Here is a 26,597-nt window from a genome sequence, read left to right on the forward strand (position 1 = left end):
TAACTCAAACGTAAGAGTTGAAAATTCGTAAATAAGAAGCTAATTACAGTTTTTCATTGGTCACACAACAACTACACAACACAACTACCAATGTTCAATTAGAATTAAAAAATTTATGATTCCAAAAGTATTTAGAGAGGTCATAGACCTTGGTGATGGTAGAGAAATTTCTATCGAAACCGGAAAATTAGCAAAACAAGCGCATGGTAGCGTTGTTGTACAATCTGGAAAATGTATGTTATTATGTACAGTCGTTTCCAATTACAAGCAAAGTCCAGTAGACTTTTTGCCACTTACAGTAGATTACAGAGAGAAATTTGCTGCAGCAGGACGTTATCCTGGAGGTTTCTTTAAAAGAGAAGCAAGACCTAGTGATGGCGAAGTGCTAACAATGCGTTTAGTAGATCGTGTATTACGTCCATTATTCCCAAAAGATTATCACTCAGAAACACAAGTGATGATTCAATTAATGTCTCATGATGAAGATGTTATGCCAGATGCAATGGCTGGATTAGCAGCATCTGCAGCAATTCAATTATCAGATTTCCCATTTGAATGCCCAATTTCTGAAGCCAGAGTTGGTCGTATCAATGGTGAATTCATTATCAATCCAACACGAACACAATTAGAAGCGTCTGACATCGATATGATGATTGGTGCTTCTGCCGATTCAGTAATGATGGTTGAAGGTGAAATGGATGAGATATCTGAGGAAGAAATGGCTGAAGCAATTAAATTTGCACACGAAGCGATTAAAATTCAATGTGCTGCACAAGTAAAATTAGCTGAAGCATTTGGGAAAAAAGAAGTTCGTGAATACGAACCAGAACGCGCAGACGAAGATTTAGCAAAGAAAATTCATGACATGGCTTATGATAAAGTGTATGCAATTGCAAAAGCTGGATCTGCAAAACATGAAAGAAGTACTGCTTTTTCTGAGATAAAAGAAGATATTAAAGCAACATTTTCTGAAGAAGAACAAGAAGATTTTGGAGATTTAATATCAAAATATTATTACAAAGCTGAAAAAGAAGCCATTCGCGATTTAACCTTAAATGAAGGTTTACGTTTAGATGGTCGTAAAACAGATGAGATTAGACCAATTTGGTGTGAAGTAGATTACTTACCATCAACGCATGGTTCGTCCATCTTTACTCGAGGAGAAACGCAAGCTTTAGCTACAGTAACATTAGGAACATCAAGAGAAGCAAACCAAATAGATATGCCATCTTTTGAAGGCGAAGAGCGTTTTTATTTACACTATAACTTCCCTCCTTTTTCAACTGGTGAAGCGAGACCAATTCGTGGAACATCTCGTCGTGAGGTTGGACATGGTAATTTAGCACAACGTGCTTTAAAAGGTATGGTTCCAGAAGATTGTCCTTATACAGTACGTGTTGTGTCTGAAGTATTAGAATCTAATGGTTCGTCTTCTATGGCAACAGTTTGTTCTGGTACAATGGCATTAATGGATGCTGGTGTACAATTAAAGAAACCCGTTTCTGGAATTGCTATGGGATTAATTTCTGATGCTGATTCTGGAAAATATGCAGTATTATCTGATATCTTAGGTGATGAAGACCATTTAGGAGACATGGACTTTAAAGTAACTGGTACTGCCGATGGTATTACCGCTTGTCAAATGGATATTAAAGTAAAGGGATTATCGTACGAGATTTTAGTAAATGCATTAAAGCAAGCTCGTGATGGTCGTTTACATATTTTAGAAAAATTAACCGATACTATTGCACAACCAAATGCTGAAGTTAAGGATCACGCACCAACAATGGTAACAAGACGTATTCCTAATGAATTTATTGGCGCTTTAATTGGTCCTGGTGGAAAAGTAATTCAAGAATTACAAAAAGAAACGGATACAACAATCGTTATTAACGAAGATCCTGTAACCGAAGAAGGTATTGTTGAAGTACTTGGCGTTGGCAGAAAAGGTATTGATGCTGTAATGGCAAAAATAGATGCTTTATTATTTAAACCTGAAGTTGGAAGCGTATATGAAGTAAAAGTAATCAAGATGTTAGATTTTGGTGCTGTTGTTGAGTATATGGATGCACCAGGAAACGAAGTGTTATTACACGTTAGTGAATTAGCTTGGGAACGTACAGAAAATGTATCTGATGTTGTAAATATGGGAGATGTTTTTGATGTGAAGTACTTTGGTGTAGATTCTAGAACGCGTAAAGAGAAAGTATCTCGTAAAGCAATTTTACCAAAACCAGAAGGTTATGTTGCCAGACCTCCAAGAGATAATAACAGTCGCGGTGGACGTGATAACAATAGAGGAAGAGATAATCGTGGACGAGATAATCGTCGTGATGATAGAAAGCCTAGAGAAGATAAGAAAGAAGATTAATTATAGTTAATTAATCTTTCTAAATACAAAACCCACCATAAAACATGGTGGGTTTTGTATTAAAAACGATAAAGGATTTTCGGTATTAATGCTATAGAACCAATATCCTCTCTAACTGATCCCTCTATTTTATAAGGAGAATATTGTAAATCTAGACCTATAATAAAAGTGGCTTCTTTTGAAAACTTACACTTGTATTCAAATCCTGGCAAGACCAAAATGGCACTAACCATTTCATATTTTTTTTGATCTTTTTCGCCTTCAAAAAAAGGGTTTCTTGCATCAGTAGCTATTGTAGAAACACCTAATCCTATATTAAAATTTAAATCCGACTTTAAATTTTGATTTATTCTCTTTTTATAACGTACAAAAAAGTTAAACATATATTGACTTTTTACATCTAAGGTATCTATCGTTCTTATGTAAGTAAAACTCTCTTTTTGATTTGGAATTATAAATTGCAACCCTAAATCGATAGAGGTTTTTTCTTTAATAGGAAAATTAACATCTATCTCAATTACTGGAGCAATCCCAAAGTAGTTGTTCAAATCTCTTTGAGGTAAAAATAATCCTACTCCTCCATTTACTGTTACACCTTTAAAATAATCTATAAATATATCGTCGTTATTTTTTACATATATAGAATCCTTTTGAGAAAACATTGAATTGTATATAGATACTGACAATAGAATAAAAATGTAATGTTTCATAAATATGATTTTAAAATTCAAATCAAAACTATTGCTATAAACGCATACTTATTTATGAAATATAAGAAGATGAAAATAAATTTTTGTGATAATCACAAATTATAATACATTTGAGATATGTACCAAACTGCTCTTCTAAATTATTTAAAACAAGAATTACCACAAAACACGTCAACAATTGATGCTGTTGCTACTGCTTTAGATATTAGCTATGATGCTGCACATAGACGCGTAAGCTCAAAAAGCAAGTTCTCAATTGAAGAAACTATTGTATTAGCCAAATATTACAATTTATCCTTAGACAGATTATTTGAGGTAACAAGTACTGAATTTGTAACTATAGAAAAAACAAAACACATAGAAACAGAAACTGAGTTAAAAATATATTTTGAAGACTCATATAATTCTCTATTACCTTTATTAAAACAGTCTGATAGTTCAATTTGTTATTCTGCTAAAGACATTCCTCTATTTTATAATTTAAATGGAGACACCTTAAGTCATTTTAAATATTATGTTTGGCTTAAATTATTAAACCCAGAATTAGCCAATAAAAGTTTTGAGAATTTCTCTCCAAATACAGCTTTAATAGAAGCTGGAAAAAAATTAGGCAATTTATATTACAATTTAAACACAGTAGAAATATGGGATATTACATCTATAAATAGTACCTTAAAACAAATAAACTTCTACTATCAGGCTGGGCAAATAAAAACTAAAACAGCTTTACATCTGTGTTTATTATTAAAACAATTAATCCAAAATATTTCAAAGAAGTTAATTACTAAAGACATTGAGTTTAAATTGTATTACAATGAGTTACATTTAATGAATAATAATGTTTTAGTAAGCACACCAGAGACACAACTATTATATGTTCCATTCACATTATTATCCTATTATAAAACTAGCGATAAACATACTTGCAAAGAGGCAGAAGTTTTTTTAAACAAGCAACTTCAAAACTCTAAGCTTTTAAATACTGCTGGAGAAAAAGAACGCAACACTTTTTTTAATAAAATTTATGCAAAAATAGATGCATTGTATAACCTAATTGAAGCTACTCAAGTACTAGATTTTGAATAAATAAAAATAAAGTTCAAGCATTTTGTAACATTTTTTGGTGTAATTACGTATAACTAGTTAGTGATGTATATTCACATCAAAATAATAGAATAATATATGAGACAACTAAAAATTACCAAGCAAGTTACCAATAGGGAAACTGCATCATTAGATAAATATTTACAAGAAATTGGAAAAGTTGACTTAATTACTGCCGATGAAGAGGTAGAATTAGCTCAACGTATTAAAGCTGGTGATCAACTTGCATTGGAAAAGTTGACTAAAGCTAATTTACGTTTTGTGGTATCTGTTGCAAAACAATATCAAAATCAAGGATTAACGTTACCAGATTTAATTAATGAAGGTAATTTAGGTTTAATTAAAGCAGCGCAACGTTTTGATGAAACACGTGGTTTTAAATTTATATCGTATGCTGTATGGTGGATTCGTCAATCGATTCTTCAAGCATTAGCTGAGCAATCTCGTATTGTTCGTTTACCACTAAATAAAATTGGTTCTATTAATAAAATTAATAAAACATTTGCCTTTTTAGAGCAAAGTCATGAACGCCCACCAAGTGCAGAAGAAATTGCAAAAGAGCTGGATATGACTATTAATGATGTTAAAGAGTCCATGAAAAATTCTGGCCGTCACGTAAGTATGGATGCGCCTTTAGTAGAAGGTGAAGATTCAAATTTATATGATGTATTACGATCTGGAGAATCTCCAAATCCTGATAGAGATTTATTACATGAATCGTTACGTACAGAAATAGAACGTGCATTAGAAACATTAACACCTCGTGAAGCAGATGTTATTCGTTTATATTTTGGTTTAGGAAATCAACATCCAATGACTCTTGAAGAAATTGGAGAAACATTTGATTTAACTAGAGAACGTGTACGTCAAATTAAAGAAAAAGCAATTCGTAGGTTAAAACACACCTCACGAAGTAAAATATTAAAAACATATTTAGGTTAGTAATTTTTTTACGACTAAATAAAAGTAACAAACAGTTACACATAACTGTTCGTTTTTTGATTGATGAAAGAACCCTCGGCTGATTACCGAGGGTTTGTTTTTTTCATTACTTTTACTGCAAAATTCAACACAACTACAATGAACTCTAAACTCATAGCACCTTCTATTTTAGCTGCAGATTTTGCCAATCTACAACGCGATATAACCATGGTAAATAAAAGTGATGCCGACTGGTTTCATATAGATATTATGGATGGTATTTTTGTTCCAAATATTTCTTTTGGAATGCCTGTACTAAAAGCAATTACCAAACATGCCAAAAAAACTATCGATGTCCATTTAATGATCGTAGATCCAGATAGGTATATTAAAACTTTTGCAGAATTAGGAAGTGATATTCTTACTGTACATTATGAAGCTTGCACACATTTACATCGTACACTTCAAGCAATAAAAAATGAAGGCATGAAAGCTGGAGTAGCACTAAATCCGCATACTAATATTAATGTATTAGAAGATGTTATTAATGATATTGATTTAGTTTGTATTATGAGCGTAAACCCTGGATTTGGTGGACAGAGTTTTATTGAGAACACCTATAATAAAGTAAAACAATTAAAAGAATTAATTTTAAAAAAAGGCGCAAAAACATTAATTGAAATTGATGGTGGTGTTACTAATAAAAATGCAAAACAATTAGCAGATGCTGGAGCAGATGTACTAGTAGCTGGCAGCTATGTCTTTAAAAGTACTACGCAAACAGAAACTATTAAAGATTTAAGAGTTATAGCAAATTCTTAAGATTATGAAAAGAGTACAACTTTTTGAATTTGAAGACTTTAGTTGGTTCCCAACTTGGGTACGATCTAGCATGACCAACTTAATTACTGTGCTTCACAAAATGATTGGAACAAAAGAAGTGCTCGTCGATTTATTAACCAAAATCAACACTAAGCATCCGTTTTCTCAAGTTGTAGATATGGGTTCGGGCTCAGGAGGCATCATGCCAGATGTTATTCAACAATTAAATAAAACAAATAGCGAATCTATTTCATTATTACTAACAGATTTATACCCAAACAAACAATTTATAAACTATATTAATCAACAACATTTAGAAAATGTAACATATAGTGAGCATTCATTAAACGCAACTAACCTAAGTAAAGCACCAAAAGGAATAAAAATAATGGTGAATAGCTTTCACCATATGCCTCCAAATAACGCAAGGCAAATATTAAAGTCTGCTCAAGATAATAAAGAGCCTATTTTAATTTATGAAATGGCCGAAAACAAAATGCCGCTTTTACTATGGTGGATTTTATTACCTATTTCGTTAACTATTCTTTTTATAATGGCTTTATTCATGACTCCTTTTTGTAAGCCTTTATCTTTAAAACAATTAATATTTACATACCTAATACCAATAATTCCTATTTTTTATGCTTGGGATGGACAAGCCTCTATGCCAAGAATGTATGCTTTTGGTGATGTAGAAGAACTACTAAAAGACTTTAAAAACGAATCTTATTCTTGGGAGTTTAAAAGCGCTACTAAACCCAATGGTAAAAATTTGGGTTACTATATTTTAGGTTTGCCAAACAAGGCTTTATCAAAATAATTATTTATTTTGATAAAGTGTTTAATAGCCAGCAAAATTAAAATTCAGCATTTGTTTTGTTTTTTTATAAATATCAGGGAATTGACTTCTAAAATCACTAGGTGTCTCAATAAAAGACTCAATGATAACTGCTAAAAATTCAAACTGATTGGTATACGCATATGCTCTAAAATATTTAGAAGTAATCAGCTTTTTTCTTAGCGACTCATTCTCTGAAAGCAAATCAGTAAGTTCCATAAATGAATCTTTAAATAATATAGAGCTAATATCACGTTGTTTCATACTATTAAAATGTATGGCGTGAGCAAACTCATGGATTCCTAAATTTAAATTATCATTAGCTACATCAAAACCTTCTTTAAAATGTTGCCATGACAAAACAATGGCGCTTAATTGCGGATTAAACTCTCCTTTATGGTGCGTTTCATTAACTGATGAGAAAAATTCTTTTGGATAAATAATAATAACAGATATAATATTAATTAAATAGTTTCTAAACCCTAATGTTAGCATTACTGCTGTAGCAGAAATGAGAATTTTCATATCTTGAGTAACTTCTAAATCTTCTCGTCCAACAAACGTTTTTCTTTTCATAAAAGCAGCTAGACGATGCTCGAATCGAGCTTGATCTTTTTGAGCTAAACTATTATAAAATGAAAAATCACGCTTTAATATTGAACGTTGTTCTGATGTGATTTTTTGTCTAATTAAAAAATAATCTACAAAAAAAGGTTTCTTATATCTATTAACATAAAGCTGTTCAAAATACATATAAAACCTACTTATAACTACAGTAGCCATTCCTATAAAAAAAATAGCTAAAAAAATTATGCGAAGTGTAGGATTAAACTCTTCTTGTTGAATTAGGGCAAATATCATTAGATAAATATAGTGAGTTTCGATATAACAAAAAACACTCTTAGAAAACCTTCTATTCTATAAAACTGTAAAAAAAATCAAGTTAAAGATGTTATAACTAGCTGACTATTAATTGTACCCAATACTAGGGATATTTTCAATTTAAGCTGAAAATATCATTTTAAAATTATTATTGATTAATATTTTAACATATATTTATATCTCCTTAAGGCTATAATAATCTGTATTTAATGAATAAAAACTATTCCAAAGCATTACTATTTATATGCCGTTTTAGTATAATTTTAATAGGGTTATACGCTTCAAAAACTTTAGCCAAAGACTTAAGTTTCAATGAAAAAATGTCGGTCTCAAATAATTATTTTTTTGCACCAGGTGCTACTATATCTGGAACCACTCAAGTTTGTAAAGATGATACACCTTTTCCTCAAATAACCTTTACAGGCTCTGGAGGGACAACGCCTTATACGTTTACATATACTATTAATGGAGGAGCTCCACAAACCATAACTACTAATAGTAATACTGTAACTTTACCAGTTAGCACAAATACTATTGGTACTTTCACATATCAATTAATCTCTGTTGAAGACAATACTGGTGAGGTTACAAATGAAAACGGAACTGCAGTAGTTACTGTTAGTCAGCCAGATATAAGTTTTAGTTTTAATGGAGCTAATGTGTGTTCTGGTGATTTGGTTACGTATACTTCCAGTGTAACTGGCATTGGCCCTTTTACCTATAGTTGGAATTTTGGAGATGGAACGCCAACCTCTGCATTAGAAAATCCAACACATGCATTTACATCATTAGGATGCGGAACCAACACTTTTACAACAACATTAACAGTAACAGATAGTAATGGATGTTCAAACACGGTTTCAAATCCAATCACCATTTTAGAAAGCCCAGAAATTAGCTTTATAGATTTAGACGCTCAATTTACAGAACCATTTAATAATTGCGGCAATAACACTTCAAACCCAGAATATACTATAAATGTTGGTGATACTTCTGTCTCTACATCATGTATTACAAATTATGATATAGATTGGGGAGATGGAAATACAGAAACCAACGTAACATTTCCGTTAGCACATACATATACTCAATTAGGTTCTTACAACATGATTATAACAGCTAGCGGAACTAATGGTTGTAACACTTCTGTAAATTACTTAATAAAAAATTCTAGTAACCCAATTGGTGCTATTGAGATTCCAGGGAATACGGTTAACCTATGTATTCCTGTTTCTCCTATAGATTTTGCTATAGGTTCATGGGGAACAAATCCTCCAGATACAGTATATAATATAGATTATGGAGACGGAACAATATTAGTTTTAACTCAAAACACATTAGAAGCGTCTATTTACTTTAATGCTTCAGATCCAGCAGCTTCGCAAAATTACCCTATTCCTTATACATATACAGAATCTAATTGTCCAAACCCAAACTATACAGTAAACTTAACAATTACCACGTCTTGTGGCGAAACAATACTTACAGCTGGACCAATAATTATACTACAACAACCAGAAGTTGATTTTGATGTTGACCCAATTGCCTGTGTAAATACAGCCGTTCAATTTACTAACACAACTACTGGAGGTTTTAATCAAAACTGTACTACAAACTCACTCTATTTTTGGGACTTTGGAGATGGCAATACCTCAACAGATGAAAATCCAACTCATTTTTATACAACTCCAGGCAACTATACGGTTACGCTTTATGCTGAAAATTTTTGCGGCACTACAGATCCTGTTACAAAACCAATATGTATTGAACCAGAATTAATACCTCTTTTTAATTTAAGCACTAACAATGGCTGTTCGCCTTTACAAGTTACTATAACAAATACTACTGATGTGTCGCAAAGTTGCGGAGGCGATGAATATTTATGGGAAGTAACTTATACACCTAGTTTTTGTGGCACAGTTGAAGATTGGAGTTTCGCTAATGGCACAGATGAAAACTCAGTAAATCCTTCATTTAATTTTATAGCAGCAGGAACATACACATTACAATTAACAGCTACAAACTCTTGCGGAAGCAATACAACTACAGAAGTAATTGAAGTTAAACAACCGCCAACAGCATTGCTAAACCCTATTGCAGATTTTTGTGGCACAGCATCCATTAATCCTGTTGCTACAGTAAACACATGTGCTCCAGCTTCTGAAACTATTATCTATAATTGGGATTTCCCTGGTGGAACACCTTCTAGTTCAAATCAGTTAGACCCAGGAACAATTACCTATGCAACGACAGGAAGTTTTCAAGTTACTTTTAGTATGACTAATAGTTGTGGTACAACCTCTGTAAATGAAAATTTTAATATTAATGAAACCCCAACAATAACAAATACTGATTTAACACAAACCATTTGTTCTGGCACACAAACAAATGAAATTAGTATAACTTCAGATTTTTCTAGTACAACATTTACTTGGGTCGCTAATTCACCTGCTGGAGTTACTGGATTTATCCCTTCAGGAAGTACTAATACAATTCCTGCGCAAAATATTTTCAACGCTAATACTACAGCTAGCAGTTTAATATATACTGTTATTCCAGATTTAGGTGGCTGCCAAGGTGCTCCAGTAAATTTTGAAATTATTATAGATCCTTCGCCTGAGATAACCAGTCATCCTATACCAAGTTCTGTCTGTCAAAACGGAACAGCCAATCAACTAACGGTAAGCTTTCAAGGAACTGGGACACCAACATATCAATGGTATGAAAATACTGTAGATAATACAACAACAGGAACTGCTATTGCTGGTGAAACTTCAGTGAATTTTACACCACATACTAATACAATTGGTACAACTTACTATTATGTAATTATCACGTTTGCAACTGGAGGCTGTAATGAAATCATTTCTAATACAGCTGCAGTAGACGTTTTTGAAGCACCTCAAATAGATACACATCCTATAAATCCACAAACAATTTGTGTTGGTGGAAATTCTGAAGAGTTATCAATAACAATTTCAGGTGGCGCAGGAAACATTTCATACCAATGGTTTTCAAATACTACAAATTCAAATACTGGAGGAACACTTATTGCTGGAGCAACAAACAGTAGTTATACGCCTCCAACATTTAATGCTATAGGCAATTATTATTTTTATGTTGAAGTCACCATAACTGGAAGTGGTTGTAACAACCTTATTAGTGATGTTGCAGAAATTATTGTTATAAACGACCCAACAATTGACATGCAACCTTTAATATCTCAAGAGTTATGTCAGAATGTTACTCCACAAAATTTAATAGTTACTAATTCTGGTGGCTCAGGTAATACTACCTTTCAATGGTATAGTAATACCATAAATAGTAATACAGGTGGAACGCCAATTGCTGGAGCAACAAACAATACGTTTACGCCTCCAACAAATAGTGTAGGCACGTTATATTATTATTGTATTGTTACTCAAGATATTTCTGGTTGTGAGGTTACAAGTACAACTAGTGCTGTTATTGTAACTCCAGCACCTTTGTTTGCTATGCAACCAATTTCTGATACGCTATGTTTAGGAGAAACAACTGCAGTATTGAGTGTTTCTTATACAAACGGAACAGGAACACCATCATATCAATGGTATTCAAATACTATTGATGATACTACGTCAGGAACTGCAATTACTGGAGAAACAACGCCTAATTACAATCCGCCAGTAGCTACAGTTGGGACAACATTTTACTACTGTATTATTACATTTAATTCGGGTGGTTGTAGTCAAATTATTTCTAATACAGCAGAAATCGCAATTAGTGAAACACCAAACATAAGCTCTACTACAATTTTAATATGTAGTGATAATACTTTTGAATATATACCAGATAATTCAAGTGGAGATATTGTTCCTGTAGGAACACTATACACGTGGACTACTCCAACAATAAATCCTGCAGGAAGTATTATTGGAGCAAGCGCGCAAACAACACCTACAACAAATATTTCACAATTATTATTAAATGTAACTACAAGTCCAGCAACAGTTACTTATACGGTTACACCTATCTCTGGAGTGTGTTCTGGCATGCCTTTTAATGTTGTTGTTACTATTAACCCATCAATTAGTGTTATTGCAAATACAACCAATAATAGTTGCTTTCAATCTAATGACAGCTTTATAGACATTACAATTTCTGGAGGTGTTCCTTTTACAACTGGTCCTCCATATCAAATTTCATGGACTGGCCCATTAGGCTTTACAAGTACAAACGAAGACATTTCTAATTTAGATGCTGGCAATTACACTTTAACTATTAATGATAATGGAGGTTGTCCGTTTACAGAAACCTATACCATTACAGAACCTGACGAATTAGTCTTTGACCAAGTTATTTTTGACCCTGAAACTATTTCATGTTTTGGAGCTAATGATGGCAATATTAGTATTACTATAAGTGGCGGAACAGAGCCTTACGCTTACTCTTGGACTAGAGACAATGTCCCATTTTCAAACGATGAAGACCTTATCAATTTAGGTCCTGGCAATTATCAAGTAACAGTTACAGATGCTAACAATTGCGGACCAATAACACAAAATTTCTTAATTATTGAACCTCCTGTTTTAGATGTTAGTTTAGATAATCAAACTAATATCATTTGTTTTGGTGAAAGTACAGGTGAAATTAATGTTATAACTAATGGAGGTCGACCAAACTATACGTATTCTTGGACTGGTCCAAACGGATTTGTAAGTACAGACCAAAACTTAACAAATTTATTTTCTGGAATCTATAATTTATCTGTGGAAGACACATCTGGTTGTATAGACACATTACAAGTTATCCTTATACAAAACGACCAAATAAATATTGATGTCACTACAACAGATATTGTTTGCTATGGCGATAATGATGCCTCAATTACTATAAACAATATCTTTGGAGGCGTTGGTCCTTATACAATTGCATGGAGTAATTTTGGAACAGGAATGATACAGCAAAACTTATCTGCTGGAACTTATACTATAACCATTACAGACACTGAAAACTGTGTACGTACTTTTCCTATTACAATTGATGAACCACCAGAATTTTCAATAGCACCTGATGTTACTCAAATATCATGCTTTGGTGAAAATGATGCTAGAATTGTATTAAATCTCGTTGGAGGAATAGATCCTGTAACTGTAGATTGGGATGATGATGCAACTGCTGGTGTTGAGAGGAATAATTTAGGTCCAGGTACTTATTCTGTAACTATAACAGATGGCACGCCATGTGTGATTCAAGAAACATTTATAATTTTTGACGTACCAGAACTTCAAGTCTCTGCAAATGTTGTTGACGCTCTAGATTGTGATGATACTAATAGTGGATCTATTAATACGTTAATACAAGGTGGTACACCACCATACACCGTATTATGGTCTAATGGAGAAACCACAGAAGATTTATCAGCTATAACACCAGGAACTTATCAAATTACAATTACGGATGCTAATGATTGTCAAGTACAAGCAAGTTGGGACGTTATTAGATTTGAACCTATTGTACTCGATGTCGTAACAGAAACAGAATTTAATTGTGATACACGTTTAGTAAATCAAACATTTATGGCTACTTCAAGTGGTGGTGTTCCGCCGTTTCAGTATACTTGGTCAAGCGGAACAGTTAGTGGTGCCAATAATGAAATCATGAACACACAACAAAATGGCTTGGTTATTCTTGACGTTGTAGATAGCCTTGGCTGTACTGAAACTTTTAATTTTAATGTTGAAATTCCTGTTCTTGGTGAAGCTGGTTTTTCAACAGATTCTTTTGGTTTTAGTACTTTCGGAATTTACTCAATCCAAGACCCAATTCAGTTTACTAATGAAGCCACTGGAGATTATATAAGTATGTCTTGGGATTTTGGAGACGGCAATTTTTCAAGTGAAGAAAACCCAATTCACACCTACCAAATTGAAGGCAATTATATTGTAACGCAAACCGTTACCTATCCTTTTGGATGTGTTTACACAAGTGTTATCACTTTAATCGTTGAGAAAGGCTATAAATTAATTATGCCAAATGCCTTTACGCCTAATGAAGATAATCTCAATGATTATTTCACGCCAGCTTATATTGGTTTAGAAAACATGCAATTAGATATTTATGATACTTGGGGAAGTTTAATTTATTCTGAAGCAGGCGAAACGATAAGAGGTTGGGACGGAAAAATAAACGACTATGAAGCTGAAAACGGCAACTATTACTTTAAATTTTCAGGAGATACATTTTACGGAAAAACAATAAAAAAGCGAGGTGCTTTTGTTTATATCAATTAACACTATATGAGATACAAAGTATTACTTGCTATAATTATATGTTTTTTCCTTTCGGAAGTAAAAGCACAAGACCCTATTTTTACACAATCGTCTTTTATTCTTGAAACCATAAACCCAGGATTCTCAGGGTTTGAAGATAATGGCAGAACACATTTAGGATTATTACATCGTACGCAATGGCCAAGATTAGGTTTGAGAGTCAATACGCATTATGCCTTTTGGAACAAATCCATTGAAAACAGTCAAAGTTCAGCTTTTGGTTTTGGCTTTAGTGCATTACGTCAAGTAGAATCTATAAGCAAGTACAGTTTAAACCAGTTAAATGCAAATTATGCGCATCGCGTGAACCTAAATGGTGGTTGGTTTTTTAGACCAGCAATAGAAGTTGGTGTTGGTTATAAAACCTTTAATTTTCAAAACTTAACGCTAGGCGACCAAATAAACATTAATACAGAAACTATAAACCCAACCTCTGTAGATCCTTTAGTTAGCAATAATGATAATCTCTATTTTTTAGATATTTCTTCTGGTTTGGTTTTAGAAAAGGAAGAGTTTAATGGTATTACCTATTGGTTTGGTGTTTCTGTAAAACATTTAAATCGACCAAATATTTCGTTTGTAGAAGGCGATAATGTGCCGCTCAACATCTTTTATTCTGTACATGGAAATTTTAGGTTTCCTGTTTTAAATGACTATCACCTAATGCTTAGTGCAAATTTTATGAAGCAAGGTGAGTTTAACAGATTAGATATTGGTACTTTATTTCACGTTAACCAGTTTTTATTTGGTATTACTGCAGCAACAAATCCAGCAAAAAACAGTGATAACAGTCATATTTTAACCTCTATAAATAGTTTTATAGGTTTAGAGTACACCGATTTTAGATTTGGTGTGTCTTACGATTTTAACACCTCGCAAATTGGGCGTACAGATGGTGTTTACGAGCTTTCAATCACTTATTTATCACGTTGTAGAAGTTGTAATACAGATCGTGGGCGTAAGCGGTAAGTTATTTGTCTTATTATTTTAGAGAAGGTTGACTCGCTAAGCTCGTCTTTCCTCAAAGCTCCGCTTTGAAAAAAGAAAATCCCTGCTTATAAATTCAAGCACATTTAATCTTAACCATAATAAGTTTGGATTGACTCACTACGCTCGTCTTTCCTCAAAGCTCCGCTTTGAAAAAAGAAAATCCCTGCTTATAAATTCAAGCACATTTAATCTTAACCATAATAAGTTTGGATTGACTCACTACGCTCGTCTTTCCTCAAAGCTCCGCTTTGAAAAAAGAAAATCCCTGCTTATAAATTCAAGCACATTTAATCTTAACCATAATAAGTTTGGATTGACTCGCTAAGCTCGTCTTTCCTCAAAGCTCCGCTTTGAAAAAAGAAAATCCCTGCTTATAAATTCAAGCACGCTTGATTTAACACAGAGATTTTCTTTTTATTCGTGACCATGGAGGGATTCAAACCCACGACCGCTGGAGCCGAAATCCAGTGCTCTATTCAGCTGAGCTACATGGCCTTAACTTCCTGCCGAAGCAGAATTCTAACATTAATTTATGATTATCTATAAAGTGTAACAAAGGACAATCACGTCATTCTGAACTTGTTTCAGAATCTCATTAAATTGAAAACTAATATTATAAAGTGTGACCCTGAAATAAATTTAGGGTGATGCTTAAAAATATGATACTAATTTAATTTTTTATACCAGTTTAGCCTTAACTATAGTAGAGATGGTTTTACCATCAGCCTTTCCTGCTAATTGCTTATTTACTATGCCCATTACTTTACCCATATCTTTCATGCCTTCTGCACCAACAGCTGATATAGCTTCTACAACTGCTTTTTCTATATCTGCCTCGCTTAATTGCTCTGGTAAAAACTGACTAATTACTTTAGCTTGAGCTATTTCTGGATCTGCTAAATCAACTCTATTTTGCTCAGTAAAAATAGCAGCACTATCCTTACGTTGCTTTACTAATTTTGAAAGAATTTTTATTTCTTGCTCTTCGGTTAATTCTTCTTTAGAACCGGATGCGGTTTGCGCTAAAAGAATTTCTGATTTTATTGCTCTTAACGCAGCTAATGCTGTTTGGTCTTTATCTTTCATTGCTGCTTTCATAGCAGTCATTATATCTTGTTGTAAACCCATAATGTTTCTTTTTGTAAATAAAGTGCGAAGATAAAAAAGAAAACCCAAAGCGCGATACTAATGCCCTTTGGGTTTGACTAAAGTGTGAAACACTAAACTAAAATTTGCTATTAATCTACGTTGTCGTGTAAAAATGAATTATTACTTCTCAGTTGAATGTCGTCATTATCGTCAGTCCCGACAGACAATCTTGAAGTTGTTGTTTCAGATGAATGTTGAGATTCATCTAAATTCACACCTTGTCTCTTATATGCTGGCTCTTTTTCGATTTCGTCAATCTTAGCCGTATTAAACTTGTAATTAAAGTCTTTCATTTTGCGTCGTCTTTCATCTGCTCTTTCTTTAAGCAATTCTGAAATAGGACTGTTCATTGGGTCGATTTCATCTGACGCTACTTCTTCTACAGCTTCAGATTCTACAACTCTTTTTTCAAAAACAATCTCTTCTTCTACTTCTGGTTGCACTTTTGTTTTTGCTTCGTTTATAGAAGACTCATATGACATAAAATCGTCTAAAGCATAACGTGTTTCTCCTTCTTCGTTAGCTTCTGTAACTGGAATGATTTCTACATGCTCATTGACTTTTAAATCTTTTACTTCATCTTCTAAATCAAATAGTATCTTATCTTCAGTTTCAGCAACCTCTTCTTCAACTGAAGCTGATAATGGCAAATCAAAAGTTAAAGTAATTTGTTCCTCTTCTTCAATAACCTCATCAATCTCTTCGTTTTTAGTTTCTAAAACTGGAGAGATAATAAAATCTTCATCATTTGCTATTTTGTGATCTAATACTTCGTCATAAACAACATTTATGTTTTTTATAATCTCTGTTGTTTGAATCAAGTCCATCCCTGATTCTTCTTTAACAACAACGTCTTCATCTTCGTCTTCCATAAGTGTATGAATTACAACTTCAGGAGTAGCTTCTTCTTCATTTTCTAAAATAATATCTGGTGTGATAATCGCAGGATCTTGTTCTCTAACATGAACGTCATCATTAGCATCGTCTTCTAAAGCATGAACTACTTTTTTGACTTCTGTATTAGAAATTTCATGTTGTTGATCGATATCAAAACCTGTGGCAATAATTGTTACAGAAATAGACTCTTCAAGAGATTCGTCTTCACCAACACCCATAATAATATTAGCTCCAAAACCAGCTTCGGTTTGAATATGATCATTAATCTCACCAATTTCATCGATAGTAATTTCTTGAGAACCAGAAACGATAAGCAACAACACGTTTTTAGCTCCAGTAATTTTATTATCATTTAATAATGGCGAGTCTAAAGCTTTCATAATAGCCTCTTGAGCTCTAGCTGTACCAGATGCTGTTGACGACCCCATGATTGCCGTTCCGCTATTACTTAAAACCGTTTTAGCGTCACGTAAATCTATATTTTGTGTATAGTGATGTGTTATAACTTCTGCAATACCTCTAGACGCTGTAGATAACACCTCGTCTGCTTTTGAAAACCCTGCTTTAAACCCTAAATTACCATAAACTTCTCTCAGCTTATTGTTATTAATAACAACCAAAGAATCTACATGAGCACGTAATGTTTCGATTCCTTTTTGAGCTTGTTCATTTCGCATTTTACCTTCAAACTGAAATGGCATTGTAACAATACCTACAGTTAAAATATCTAACTCCTTTGCGATTTTAGCAATTATTGGTGCAGCACCAGTACCTGTACCACCACCCATTCCTGCAGTAATAAATACCATTTTTGTATTGGTATCTAACATACGACGAATGTCTTCTAAGCTCTCTACAGCAGCTTGCTCACCAACATCTGGGTTTGCGCCTGCGCCTAAACCTTCGGTTAAGTTAACTCCTAATTGTATTTTGTTTGGGACACCACTATTTTGTAGTGCTTGGGCATCAGTGTTACAAATAACAAAGTCTACACCTTTTATGCCTTGTTGAAACATATGGTTTATAGCATTGCTTCCGCCACCACCAACACCAATCACTTTAATAACGTTTGATTGGTTTTTTGGTAAATCGAAAGAAATATTCCCTAGTTCGATATTGTTGCTCATATAGTTAGTACTTTTTTGGGTTTTATATTTTAATTCTATTCTGCGTTATCTAAAAAATCTTTAACACGTTCTGTTAGTTTATCTAAAAATGACTTGCGCTCTTTTTTAGGTGCACTAACAACGTCTTCTGCTTGCGAATGTTCATCTGAAACATGGTCTTCAACTGTGTTTTCAAATTCTTCTTCGGCTTCTTTTTCTATGCGTCTTCTTTCTTGTCTCTTAAGACCATCCATCACCAAACCTACTGCTGTTGCGTATAATGGGCTTGCAACATCTTCATCACTGTCGCCAGCCAAATGCTCATTAGGATAGCCTATTCTGGTATCCATTCCTGTTATATATTCTACCAATTGCTTTAAGTGTTTTAATTGACTTCCGCCACCTGTTAAAACAATACCTGCAATCAACTTTTTCTTTTGCTCTTCGTGACCGTAATTTTTAATCTCTACATAAACTTGCTCAACAATTTCTACAACGCGAGCATGAATAATTTTTGAGAGGTTTTTTAAAGTGATCTCCTTTGGCTCTCTTCCTCTTAATCCTGGAATAGATACAATTTCATTATCCTTATTTTCTCCTGGCCATGCAGACCCAAATTTTATTTTTAAAAGCTCTGCTTGTTTTTCAATAATTGAACAGCCTTCTTTTATATCTTCTGTCACCACATTTCCTCCAAAAGGAATTACTGCTGTATGACGAATGATACCGTCTTTAAATACTGCTAAATCTGTTGTTCCGCCTCCTATATCTATTAAAGCAACACCTGCTTCTTTCTCTTCTTGGCTTAACACAGCATTAGCAGATGCTAAAGGTTCTAGCGTAATGCCTTCTAACTCTAATCCTGCACTTTTTACACAGCGACCAATGTTTCTAATAGATGATACTTGGCCAACTACAACATGAAAATTAGCTTCAAGTCGTCCGCCATACATTCCAATTGGTTCTTTTATTTCTGCCTGACCATCAACTTTATATTCTTGCGGTAATACATGAATAATTTCTTCGCCCGGAAGCATTACCAATTTATGCACTTGGTTGATTAAACGATCTATATCTTCTTCATCAATAACCAATTCTGAATTTGCTCTCGTGATATAATCACTATGTTGCAAACTTCTTATATGTTGTCCTGCAATACCAACAGTAACGTCTTTTATTTTTAAACCTGCTTCTGCTTCTGCCTCTTGAACTGCTTGTTGGATGGATTGAATGGTTTGCGTAATATTATTTACAACACCTCTATGAACACCTAAGCTTTTAGATTTTCCTATACCTAAAATTTCGGCTTTGCCATATTCATTTTTACGACCAATCATCGCCACAATTTTTGTGGTTCCGATATCTAATCCTACTGAAATTTTATTACTCTCCATAGCTTACTTTTTGGTGCAAATAACTTGGTTGTCAAACTTTAAATTCACTACACTATAATTTCCAATCGTTTTATCTTTTATTGCCTTTTGGCAAAATACTTTTAAGTTATTTATTTTCTTATCTAATAACTTTAATGGTCCTAATTCTATTTTAAAATCATACAATCTAAACTTTAGATCTATGGTTTTATTTTCGTTTTGATGAATCTCAACAACATGCTTTTTTAAAAACTCATCACTCTGAATTTTTTTAGCAATTGTATAAACATTCTTCAGGTCGTTTTTTAATATAATTCCAGTAACAAGTGGTACTCTTGCTGTATAATTTGTTGATAACGGCATAAAAGAACCTTGTTCATCAACATAATAAGACGCATTAGTACTAACTCTGGCTATAGGTTTTTTTTGTTTTATCTCAGCAGTGATTGAGCCATCAACGCTCATAAACACTTGTGCTTCCTTAATCATTGGATTAGAATTTAGGGCAGACTCTAATCCGTTCAAATCTATAATTTCTTTAGCCTTATTTTTAATCCCTTCTTGATTTTGTATTAACAATTTACTAACAGTCTCATGAGTGATAAATAAATTCTCTTCGCCAACAAATTTTATACTTGGATCACCTACAATTCTAGAGGCATTTTTGAATGACGAAAACACATACAAAAACACTACTAGAACTAGCAATACAAACACTTTTATATAGTTGTAATTAACTCGCAATACTTAAAGCTTCTTTTATATGTTTTACTTCTTCTCCAATATCACCTGCTCCAATGGTTAAAATAATTTGAGCATTAGATTGTTTTATTTCTGAAATCAGCTCGTTTTTAAGAACCAATTTTTTGTTTTTATTTTCAATTTTACCAAGAAGCCATTCTGAAGTAACACCTTCAATAGGTAATTCTCTTGCTGGATAAATATCTAACAATAGTAGCTCATCAAATAATGCTAACTTTTGTGCAAACTCATCAACAAAATCTCGTGTTCTACTAAATAAATGTGGTTGAAAAATCGCCAACACTTTTTTTGTTGGGTACATTTCTCTCACAGCTTGATGCACCGCATTAATTTCTTCTGGATGATGTGCATAATCATCAATAAAAACCAAATCGTCAGTTTTTATTTGATATGTAAATCTCCGCTTTACACCTTTGTAAGATGCTAAAGCATTGGCGAGCTGCTGGTGAGGGCAACCAAACTCTACAGCCATCGCCAAGGCTATTAATGCATTCGACAAGTTATGTCTACCAGGTAGGTTAAATTTGAAATTTTCTAGTAATGTATCTGGTGTTTTCACATCAAACACATAGCTTCCATTTATTATTTTTATATGTTTCACAGAATAGTCTGAATTATCTTCAATTCCGTAAGTAATTCCTTTTAATGGTAATCCATTTCTAACAAATAACTTTCCGTTAGGTTTTAATTTTTGTGTAAATTCTACAAATGATTTTTTTAGCTCATCCGTTTCGCCATAGATATCTAAATGATCTGCATCCATTGATGTAATGCATGCCAAATCTGGGGATAAGGTTAAAAACGAACGGTCAAATTCATCAGCTTCTACAACGGTAACTTTTGTTCCGTTAAGAATTAAATTAGAATTATAGTTCTCACTTATTCCTCCTAAAAAAGCTGTAACCTCTACCTCGCATTCGTTTAGTAAATGCCCTAAAATACTTGTCGTTGTTGTTTTACCATGTGTACCTGCAATAGCCAAACAATAGGTGTGTTTAGTAATTTCACCAAGTACTGCTGAACGTTTTAAAACTCTAAAACTATTATCTAAAAAGTGATTTAATTCTGTATGAGTTTTTGGAATTGCTGGCGTATACACAATTAATGTGTTTTCAGGATTTAAAAAGGGTTGCTTAACAAGGCTTACAGAATCTTCAAAATGAATTTCAACTCCTAAAGCTTCAAGACTATCTGTAATTTCAGTTTTAGTTTTATCATAACCACTAACCTGCTTTTTATTTGCAACAAAATAACGTGCCAAAGCACTCATACCTATGCCTCCAATGCCAATAAAATATACGTTATGTATGGTATTTAAATTCACTTACTTTTTTAATAGTTTTTCAACTTCGTTTGCTATATCGTTTGTTGCATTTGCTAATGCCAATTTTTTAATATTCTTGCTTAATTCTTCTCGTTTCTCTGAGGACACTACTAATTGTGAAAACTTATTTTCGAAATCGATATCCAAATCACTTTCTTTAATTAAAACAGCTGCTTGCTTATCTACTATTGCTTTTGCGTTTTTTGTTTGGTGATCTTCTGCCACATTTGGAGACGGAATAAAAATCACTGGTTTCCCTACCACACAAAGCTCAGATACAGAACTTGCTCCTGCTCTAGAAATGATGATGTCTGAAGCCGCATAAGCCATATCCATATTATTTAAATACGGAAACACTTGTACATCTTCTAAATCATTATACCGTTTATATTCATTATAATATAGCTTACCACATTGCCATATAATTTGAACATTTTGAGTTTGAAAAAATTCTAATTCTTTTTCAATTAATTCGTTAATTCGTTTAGAGCCAAGACTACCACCTAAAACAAGTAATGTGTGTTTACCATGTCTTAAAGTAAAAGTATCTTTTGCTTCAATAGTTCTATCTTCTTTATGAAGTAATTCTTTACGTATTGGGTTACCTGTTAGTACTATCTTTTCTTTTGGAAAAAAACGTTCTAAGCCTTGATAAGCCACACATATTTTATTTGCTTTTTTAGCTAATAATTTATTTGTAATTCCTGGATAAGAATTTTGTTCTTGTATTAAACTAGGTATTCCTTTTGATGTTGCTATTTTAAGCAATGGCCCGCTTGCAAAACCTCCAGTACCAATAGCTACATCTGGCTGAAATGTTTTTATAATGTTTCGAGACCTTAATAAGCTCAAGATTAGCTTAAATGGAAATGCAAGATTTTTTAATGTTAACTTTCTTTGAATACCAGATATCCATAAGCCTTCAATCTCATAACCAGCTTGAGGCACTTTTTCCATTTCCATGCGATCCTTAGCACCTACAAACAAAAACTCAGCCTCAGGGAAACGAGATTTCAACTCATCTGCAATAGCAATGGCAGGATAGATGTGTCCTCCTGTTCCGCCTCCAGATAATATGATTTTGTAGTTACTCATTATATAGTTTCACTTAAAATTTCTAATGGATTATCTTCTTTATATTCTTGTTCTTTTAGTTCTTCTCGTTTTGCACTAACACTAAGTATAATGCCTATAGCCAAACAGGTCATCCAAATAGAAGTTCCTCCACTACTAATGAGTGGTAATGTCTGTCCTGTAACTGGAAATAATTCTACAGCCACCGCCATATTAATTAAAGCTTGAAATACTATCGGCAAGCCAACACCTAACACTAATAATTTACCAAATACAGTATCAGATTTTTGAGATACAATTACAATTCTAAATAATAACCATGAGTACATTACTAAAAGGAAAAGACCTCCAATTAATCCGTATTCTTCAACTATAATTGCAAAAATAAAATCTGAAGATGATTGTGGTAAAAAATTTTTTTGAACACTTTTACCTGGGCCAACACCTTGTATTCCTCCTGAAGCTATAGCAATTTTAGCTTTTTCAATTTGGTAATCGGCTTCGGTATCTTCGCCATTAGAAAAGTTTTCTATTCTGCTCATCCAAGTATCAACTCTATTTGGCATAGCATCTGGAAAAGCTTTAGCTACTAATATAAACATAGTTAATGCCACTAGTCCAACCCCAATAATTATAGCTAAATACTTTACAGGATAACCACCTATAAAAGTTAACATCATAACCATAACAAACATAATTGCTGCTGTAGAAAAGTTTGCTGGAAGTATTAGTATAAGCACTAAAAATACTGGAATCCAAAGCGGCACAATAGTTTCAACAAATGAGATTTCCTTATCTTTAATTTTAGACAAATATCTTGCAACATAAACCATTAATACGACTGCTGCCAATGTTGATGTTTGAAAAGACATACCAACTAAGGGTATTTGTATCCAACGGCTCGCATTTGCTCCTTCAATAGTTGTGCCTTGTAACATGGTTACTACCAAAAGCACGAGTACTATGGGTAACATAACCATTGATAAACCTCTAAAGTAACGATACGGAATTTTATGAATGCCGTACATAATTGAAAACCCTAAAAACAAATGCATAAAATGCTTCACAAAATATGCAAAGGTGTTACCAGAACCTCCAACATAAGCCAAATTACTTGCAGCACTATACACAGGAAGGAATGAGAAAATTGCCAACAATGCAGCAATTGCCCATATTAACCGATCTCCTTTTATGTTTTTAAATACTGCTTGCACTTCTTGTTTTTTTACAATACAAAATTCACTTTAATTATTTAATAGATTCCGCATTAAGTGCGGAATGACAACTTCCTTTTATCTGTTAAAGATTTCTAACTGCATCTTTAAATTGACGACCTCTATCTTCATAGTTTTCAAAAAGGTCAAAACTTGCACATGCAGGTGACAATAATACATTATCTCCAGTTTCTGCAATTTTATAAGCTATTTTCACAGCTTCACTCATATATTGTGTTTCAATAATAACATCAACCATATTGCCAAAATTGTGCATCAATTTTTCGTTGTCTACACCTAAACAAATAATTGCTTTCACTTTTTCATTTACAAATTGAAATAGCTCTTTATAGTCATTCCCTTTGTCTTCACCACCAACAATCCACACTGTTGGCGCATCCATACTCTCTAAAGCAAAGTATGTTGCATTAACATTAGTTGCTTTAGAATCGTTGATATATTGCACCTTATTTATTTTTAGCACATGTTCTAATCGATGCTCAACACCTTGAAAGTTCTCTAAACTCTCACGAATAGTCTGCTTTCTTATTTTTAGCAAATGTGCTACTGTTGATGCAGCCATTGCATTTTTAATGTTGTGTTTTCCCTCTAAAGCTAAATTTGCTGTTGGCATAATTATTTGGTTGTTATCTATTGTTATTTTAATATTCTCTTTGTCTAAATACGCTCCATTCTCAATAGGTTTAATTAATGAAAATGGCAATAATTTTGATTGAACTGGATTTGCTTTTAACCAATTTGTAATCACTTCATCATCTGCATCATAAATCAAATAATCATCTTTAGTTTGATTCATTGCAATCCTAAATTTTGAAGCAACATAATTTTCAAACTGATAATTATAGCGATCCAAATGATCTGGCGTAACATTGGTAATTACAGCAATATTTGGTTTAAAATCTATAACACCATCTAACTGAAAACTGCTGATTTCTAAAACATAATTTGAATAATCATGTTCTAAAATTTGCTTAGCAAAACTATCTCCTATGTTACCAGCTAAGCCAACACTTAAATCTTGTTTTAAAAGATGATGTGTTAAAGTTGCTGTTGTTGTTTTACCGTTACTCCCAGTGATTCCTATAATATTTGCTTCAGTATACTTTGAAGCAAACTCAATTTCGGAAATCACAGGAATATCAGCTGCTATTAATAATTGTATTAATGTTACTTTATCAGGAATACCAGGACTCTTCATTACGATATCTGCATTCAATATCTTATCTTCAGAATGCTGTCCTTCTTCCCATTCAATCTCATTATGTATAAGAACGTTTTTATATGTTTTTTTGATTGTTCCTTTATCTGAAACAAATACCTGAAACCCTTTTTCTTTACCTAAAAGCGCAGTGCCAACACCGCTTTCTCCTCCGCCTAATATGACTAACCTTTGCTTTGTCATTTTCTATTTATTGAGATGCTTCGACAAGCTCAGCATGACAATTTGTTATCTAATTTTTAATGTCACAATTGATATAATTGCTAATAGGATTCCTACAATCCAAAACCTAGTTACAATTTTACTCTCGTGATATCCTGATTTTTGATAATGGTGATGTAATGGTGACATTTTAAAAATGCGTCGTCCTTCACCATATTTTTTTCTTGTGTATTTAAACCAACTCACTTGCATAACTACCGATAAGTTTTCGGCTAAAAATATGCCGCATAACACTGGTATTAACCATTCTTTTCTAACCGCAATAGCTATTACAGCAATGATTCCGCCAATAGTTAAACTTCCTGTATCTCCCATAAATACTTGTGCTGGATATGTATTGTACCATAAAAACCCAATAAGTGCTCCAACAAAAGCTGCGATATAAATTGTGATTTCTTCTATACGTGGTATGTACATGATGTTTAAGTAATCTGAAAACACAATGTGTCCAGATACAAAAGCAAAAATCCCAAGTGTAAGTACAATGATTGCGGAAGTCCCTGCAGCGAGACCATCAATTCCGTCGGTTAAATTTGCGCCATTTGATACTGCTGTGATAATAAAAATTGCAGCTAAAATGAATATTACCCAAGCATATTTTTCTAATCCTGGACTAATCCAAGTAATAAGATCCGCATAGTTAAACTCATTTCCTTTAACAAATGGAATAGTTGTTTTAGTTGATTTCTCTTCAGCCTCAAATAATTTTGAAGGTGTAATATTTGGGTTTTTAGCTAATAACTCTTGCTGCTGTGCAACTGGAAGTTTTTCTTTAATAGTGACATCTTGATGAAAAAATAATGTTGCTCCAACTATAACTCCTAATCCTACTTGACCAAGTACTTTAAACCTTCCTTTTAAGCCGTCTTTATCATTTTTAAATTTCTTAATGTAATCATCAATAAACCCAATAACTCCCATCCAGATTGTAGTAACAATAAGTAAGATGATGTATATATTTTCAAGCTTGGCTAATAACAATACTGGGATTAATGTGGCTAGAATAATAATGATTCCTCCCATTGTAGGTGTTCCAGCTTTCTCTACTTGTCCTTCTAATCCTAAATCTCTTACCGTTTCTCCAACTTGTTGTTTTTGTAAAAATCTAATAATGCGTTTACCGAAAATAGTAGAGATGAGCAATGACAAAATAATAGCAACTGCCGCTCTAAATGTTATAAACCCAAAGAGTGACGCTCCAGGAAACTGAAACTGTTTTTCTAAATATTCAAATAGGTAATACAACATATTATTTATTTCATTTTTAAGACCTTTAGACTGTGCTCA

General features: G+C 33.1%; 18 protein-coding genes and 1 tRNA gene. 7 read left to right on the forward strand and 12 right to left on the reverse strand.

Annotated elements, in window-relative coordinates:
- The first annotated feature begins 115 nt into the window (after positions 1-115).
- A complete protein-coding gene (locus BXY80_RS02130) occupies positions 116-2,371 on the forward strand; it encodes a polyribonucleotide nucleotidyltransferase (RefSeq protein ID WP_120199567.1) in 2,256 nt (751 codons plus the stop codon).
- Positions 2,372-2,430: 59 nt separating this feature from the next.
- Here BXY80_RS02130 and BXY80_RS02135 read toward each other — a convergent pair whose 3' ends face one another.
- A complete protein-coding gene (locus BXY80_RS02135) occupies positions 2,431-3,081 on the reverse strand; it encodes a hypothetical protein (RefSeq protein WP_147376093.1) in 651 nt (216 codons plus the stop codon).
- A 117-nt stretch (positions 3,082-3,198) separates the two neighbouring features.
- On the opposite strand from BXY80_RS02135, the gene BXY80_RS02140 reads away from it, so the two are divergent.
- The 4 genes from BXY80_RS02140 to BXY80_RS02155 all read left to right on the forward strand — a co-directional run bounded on the left by BXY80_RS02140 (position 3,199) and on the right by BXY80_RS02155 (position 6,748).
- Complete coding sequence (locus tag BXY80_RS02140) at positions 3,199-4,167, forward strand: helix-turn-helix domain-containing protein (RefSeq protein WP_120199569.1); 969 nt, start codon at positions 3,199-3,201, stop codon at positions 4,165-4,167.
- Positions 4,168-4,263: 96 nt separating this feature from the next.
- The gene (locus BXY80_RS02145) at positions 4,264-5,127 is read left to right on the forward strand and encodes a sigma-70 family RNA polymerase sigma factor (protein WP_026755111.1); all 864 of its coding nucleotides are present in this window, start codon (positions 4,264-4,266) and stop codon (positions 5,125-5,127) included.
- A gap of 138 nt (positions 5,128-5,265) precedes the next feature.
- A complete protein-coding gene (gene rpe, locus BXY80_RS02150; protein ID WP_120200327.1) occupies positions 5,266-5,928 on the forward strand; it encodes a ribulose-phosphate 3-epimerase in 663 nt (220 codons plus the stop codon).
- Between the two features lie 4 nt (positions 5,929-5,932).
- Positions 5,933-6,748, forward strand: a complete 816-nt coding sequence (locus tag BXY80_RS02155) for a hypothetical protein (RefSeq protein ID WP_120199570.1) — start codon at positions 5,933-5,935, stop codon at positions 6,746-6,748.
- Positions 6,749-6,769: 21 nt separating this feature from the next.
- Here the strand turns inward: BXY80_RS02155 and BXY80_RS02160 are convergent, their stop codons facing one another.
- A complete protein-coding gene (locus tag BXY80_RS02160; protein ID WP_120199571.1) occupies positions 6,770-7,627 on the reverse strand; it encodes a zinc-dependent peptidase in 858 nt (285 codons plus the stop codon).
- Positions 7,628-7,857: 230 nt separating this feature from the next.
- On the opposite strand from BXY80_RS02160, the gene BXY80_RS02165 reads away from it, so the two are divergent.
- Both BXY80_RS02165 and BXY80_RS02170 read left to right on the forward strand, forming a co-directional pair.
- Positions 7,858-13,920 (forward strand): PKD domain-containing protein, encoded by a 6,063-nt coding sequence (locus BXY80_RS02165; protein ID WP_120199572.1) that lies wholly within the window; start codon positions 7,858-7,860, stop codon positions 13,918-13,920.
- Between the two features lie 6 nt (positions 13,921-13,926).
- The gene (locus BXY80_RS02170; RefSeq protein ID WP_120199573.1) at positions 13,927-14,928 is read left to right on the forward strand and encodes a PorP/SprF family type IX secretion system membrane protein; all 1,002 of its coding nucleotides are present in this window, start codon (positions 13,927-13,929) and stop codon (positions 14,926-14,928) included.
- 442 nt (positions 14,929-15,370) lie between these two features.
- On the opposite strand, the gene BXY80_RS02175 is transcribed toward BXY80_RS02170, so the two are convergent.
- The 10 genes from BXY80_RS02175 to mraY all read right to left on the reverse strand — a co-directional run bounded on the left by BXY80_RS02175 (position 15,371) and on the right by mraY (position 26,558).
- Positions 15,371-15,444, reverse strand: a tRNA-Arg gene (locus BXY80_RS02175).
- Between the two features lie 183 nt (positions 15,445-15,627).
- Entirely contained in the window at positions 15,628-16,077 is a 450-nt protein-coding gene (locus tag BXY80_RS02180; RefSeq protein ID WP_120199574.1) for a GatB/YqeY domain-containing protein, read from the reverse strand.
- 110 nt (positions 16,078-16,187) lie between these two features.
- On the reverse strand, positions 16,188-18,122 hold the full coding sequence (gene ftsZ, locus BXY80_RS02185) for a cell division protein FtsZ (RefSeq protein ID WP_120199575.1): 1,935 nt from the start codon (positions 18,120-18,122) through the stop codon (positions 16,188-16,190).
- A gap of 35 nt (positions 18,123-18,157) precedes the next feature.
- The gene (gene ftsA / locus BXY80_RS02190) at positions 18,158-19,495 is read right to left on the reverse strand and encodes a cell division protein FtsA (RefSeq protein ID WP_120199576.1); all 1,338 of its coding nucleotides are present in this window, start codon (positions 19,493-19,495) and stop codon (positions 18,158-18,160) included.
- Positions 19,496-19,498: 3 nt separating this feature from the next.
- The gene (locus tag BXY80_RS02195; RefSeq protein ID WP_245977169.1) at positions 19,499-20,191 is read right to left on the reverse strand and encodes a cell division protein FtsQ/DivIB; all 693 of its coding nucleotides are present in this window, start codon (positions 20,189-20,191) and stop codon (positions 19,499-19,501) included.
- A 16-nt stretch (positions 20,192-20,207) separates the two neighbouring features.
- Positions 20,208-21,560, reverse strand: a complete 1,353-nt coding sequence (murC, locus tag BXY80_RS02200) for a UDP-N-acetylmuramate--L-alanine ligase (RefSeq protein ID WP_120199578.1) — start codon at positions 21,558-21,560, stop codon at positions 20,208-20,210.
- Positions 21,561-22,655 carry an undecaprenyldiphospho-muramoylpentapeptide beta-N-acetylglucosaminyltransferase gene (gene murG, locus BXY80_RS02205; protein WP_120199579.1) on the reverse strand — a complete coding sequence of 365 codons (1,095 nt, stop codon included), beginning with the start codon at positions 22,653-22,655 and terminating at the stop codon, positions 21,561-21,563.
- A complete protein-coding gene (locus BXY80_RS02210) occupies positions 22,655-23,848 on the reverse strand; it encodes an FtsW/RodA/SpoVE family cell cycle protein (RefSeq protein WP_120199580.1) in 1,194 nt (397 codons plus the stop codon). The genes murG and BXY80_RS02210 overlap by 1 nt, the downstream gene beginning before the upstream one ends.
- An 85-nt stretch (positions 23,849-23,933) precedes the next feature.
- The gene (gene murD, locus BXY80_RS02215; RefSeq protein ID WP_120199581.1) at positions 23,934-25,271 is read right to left on the reverse strand and encodes a UDP-N-acetylmuramoyl-L-alanine--D-glutamate ligase; all 1,338 of its coding nucleotides are present in this window, start codon (positions 25,269-25,271) and stop codon (positions 23,934-23,936) included.
- Between the two features lie 45 nt (positions 25,272-25,316).
- Positions 25,317-26,558, reverse strand: coding sequence for a phospho-N-acetylmuramoyl-pentapeptide-transferase (gene mraY / locus BXY80_RS02220; RefSeq protein WP_120199582.1), 1,242 nt, complete (start codon positions 26,556-26,558; stop codon positions 25,317-25,319).
- Positions 26,559-26,597 lie beyond the last annotated feature (39 nt).

Origin of the sequence: Ichthyenterobacterium magnum, from assembly GCF_003610635.1 — a bacterium.
Lineage (GTDB): Bacteria > Bacteroidota > Bacteroidia > Flavobacteriales > Flavobacteriaceae > Ichthyenterobacterium > Ichthyenterobacterium magnum.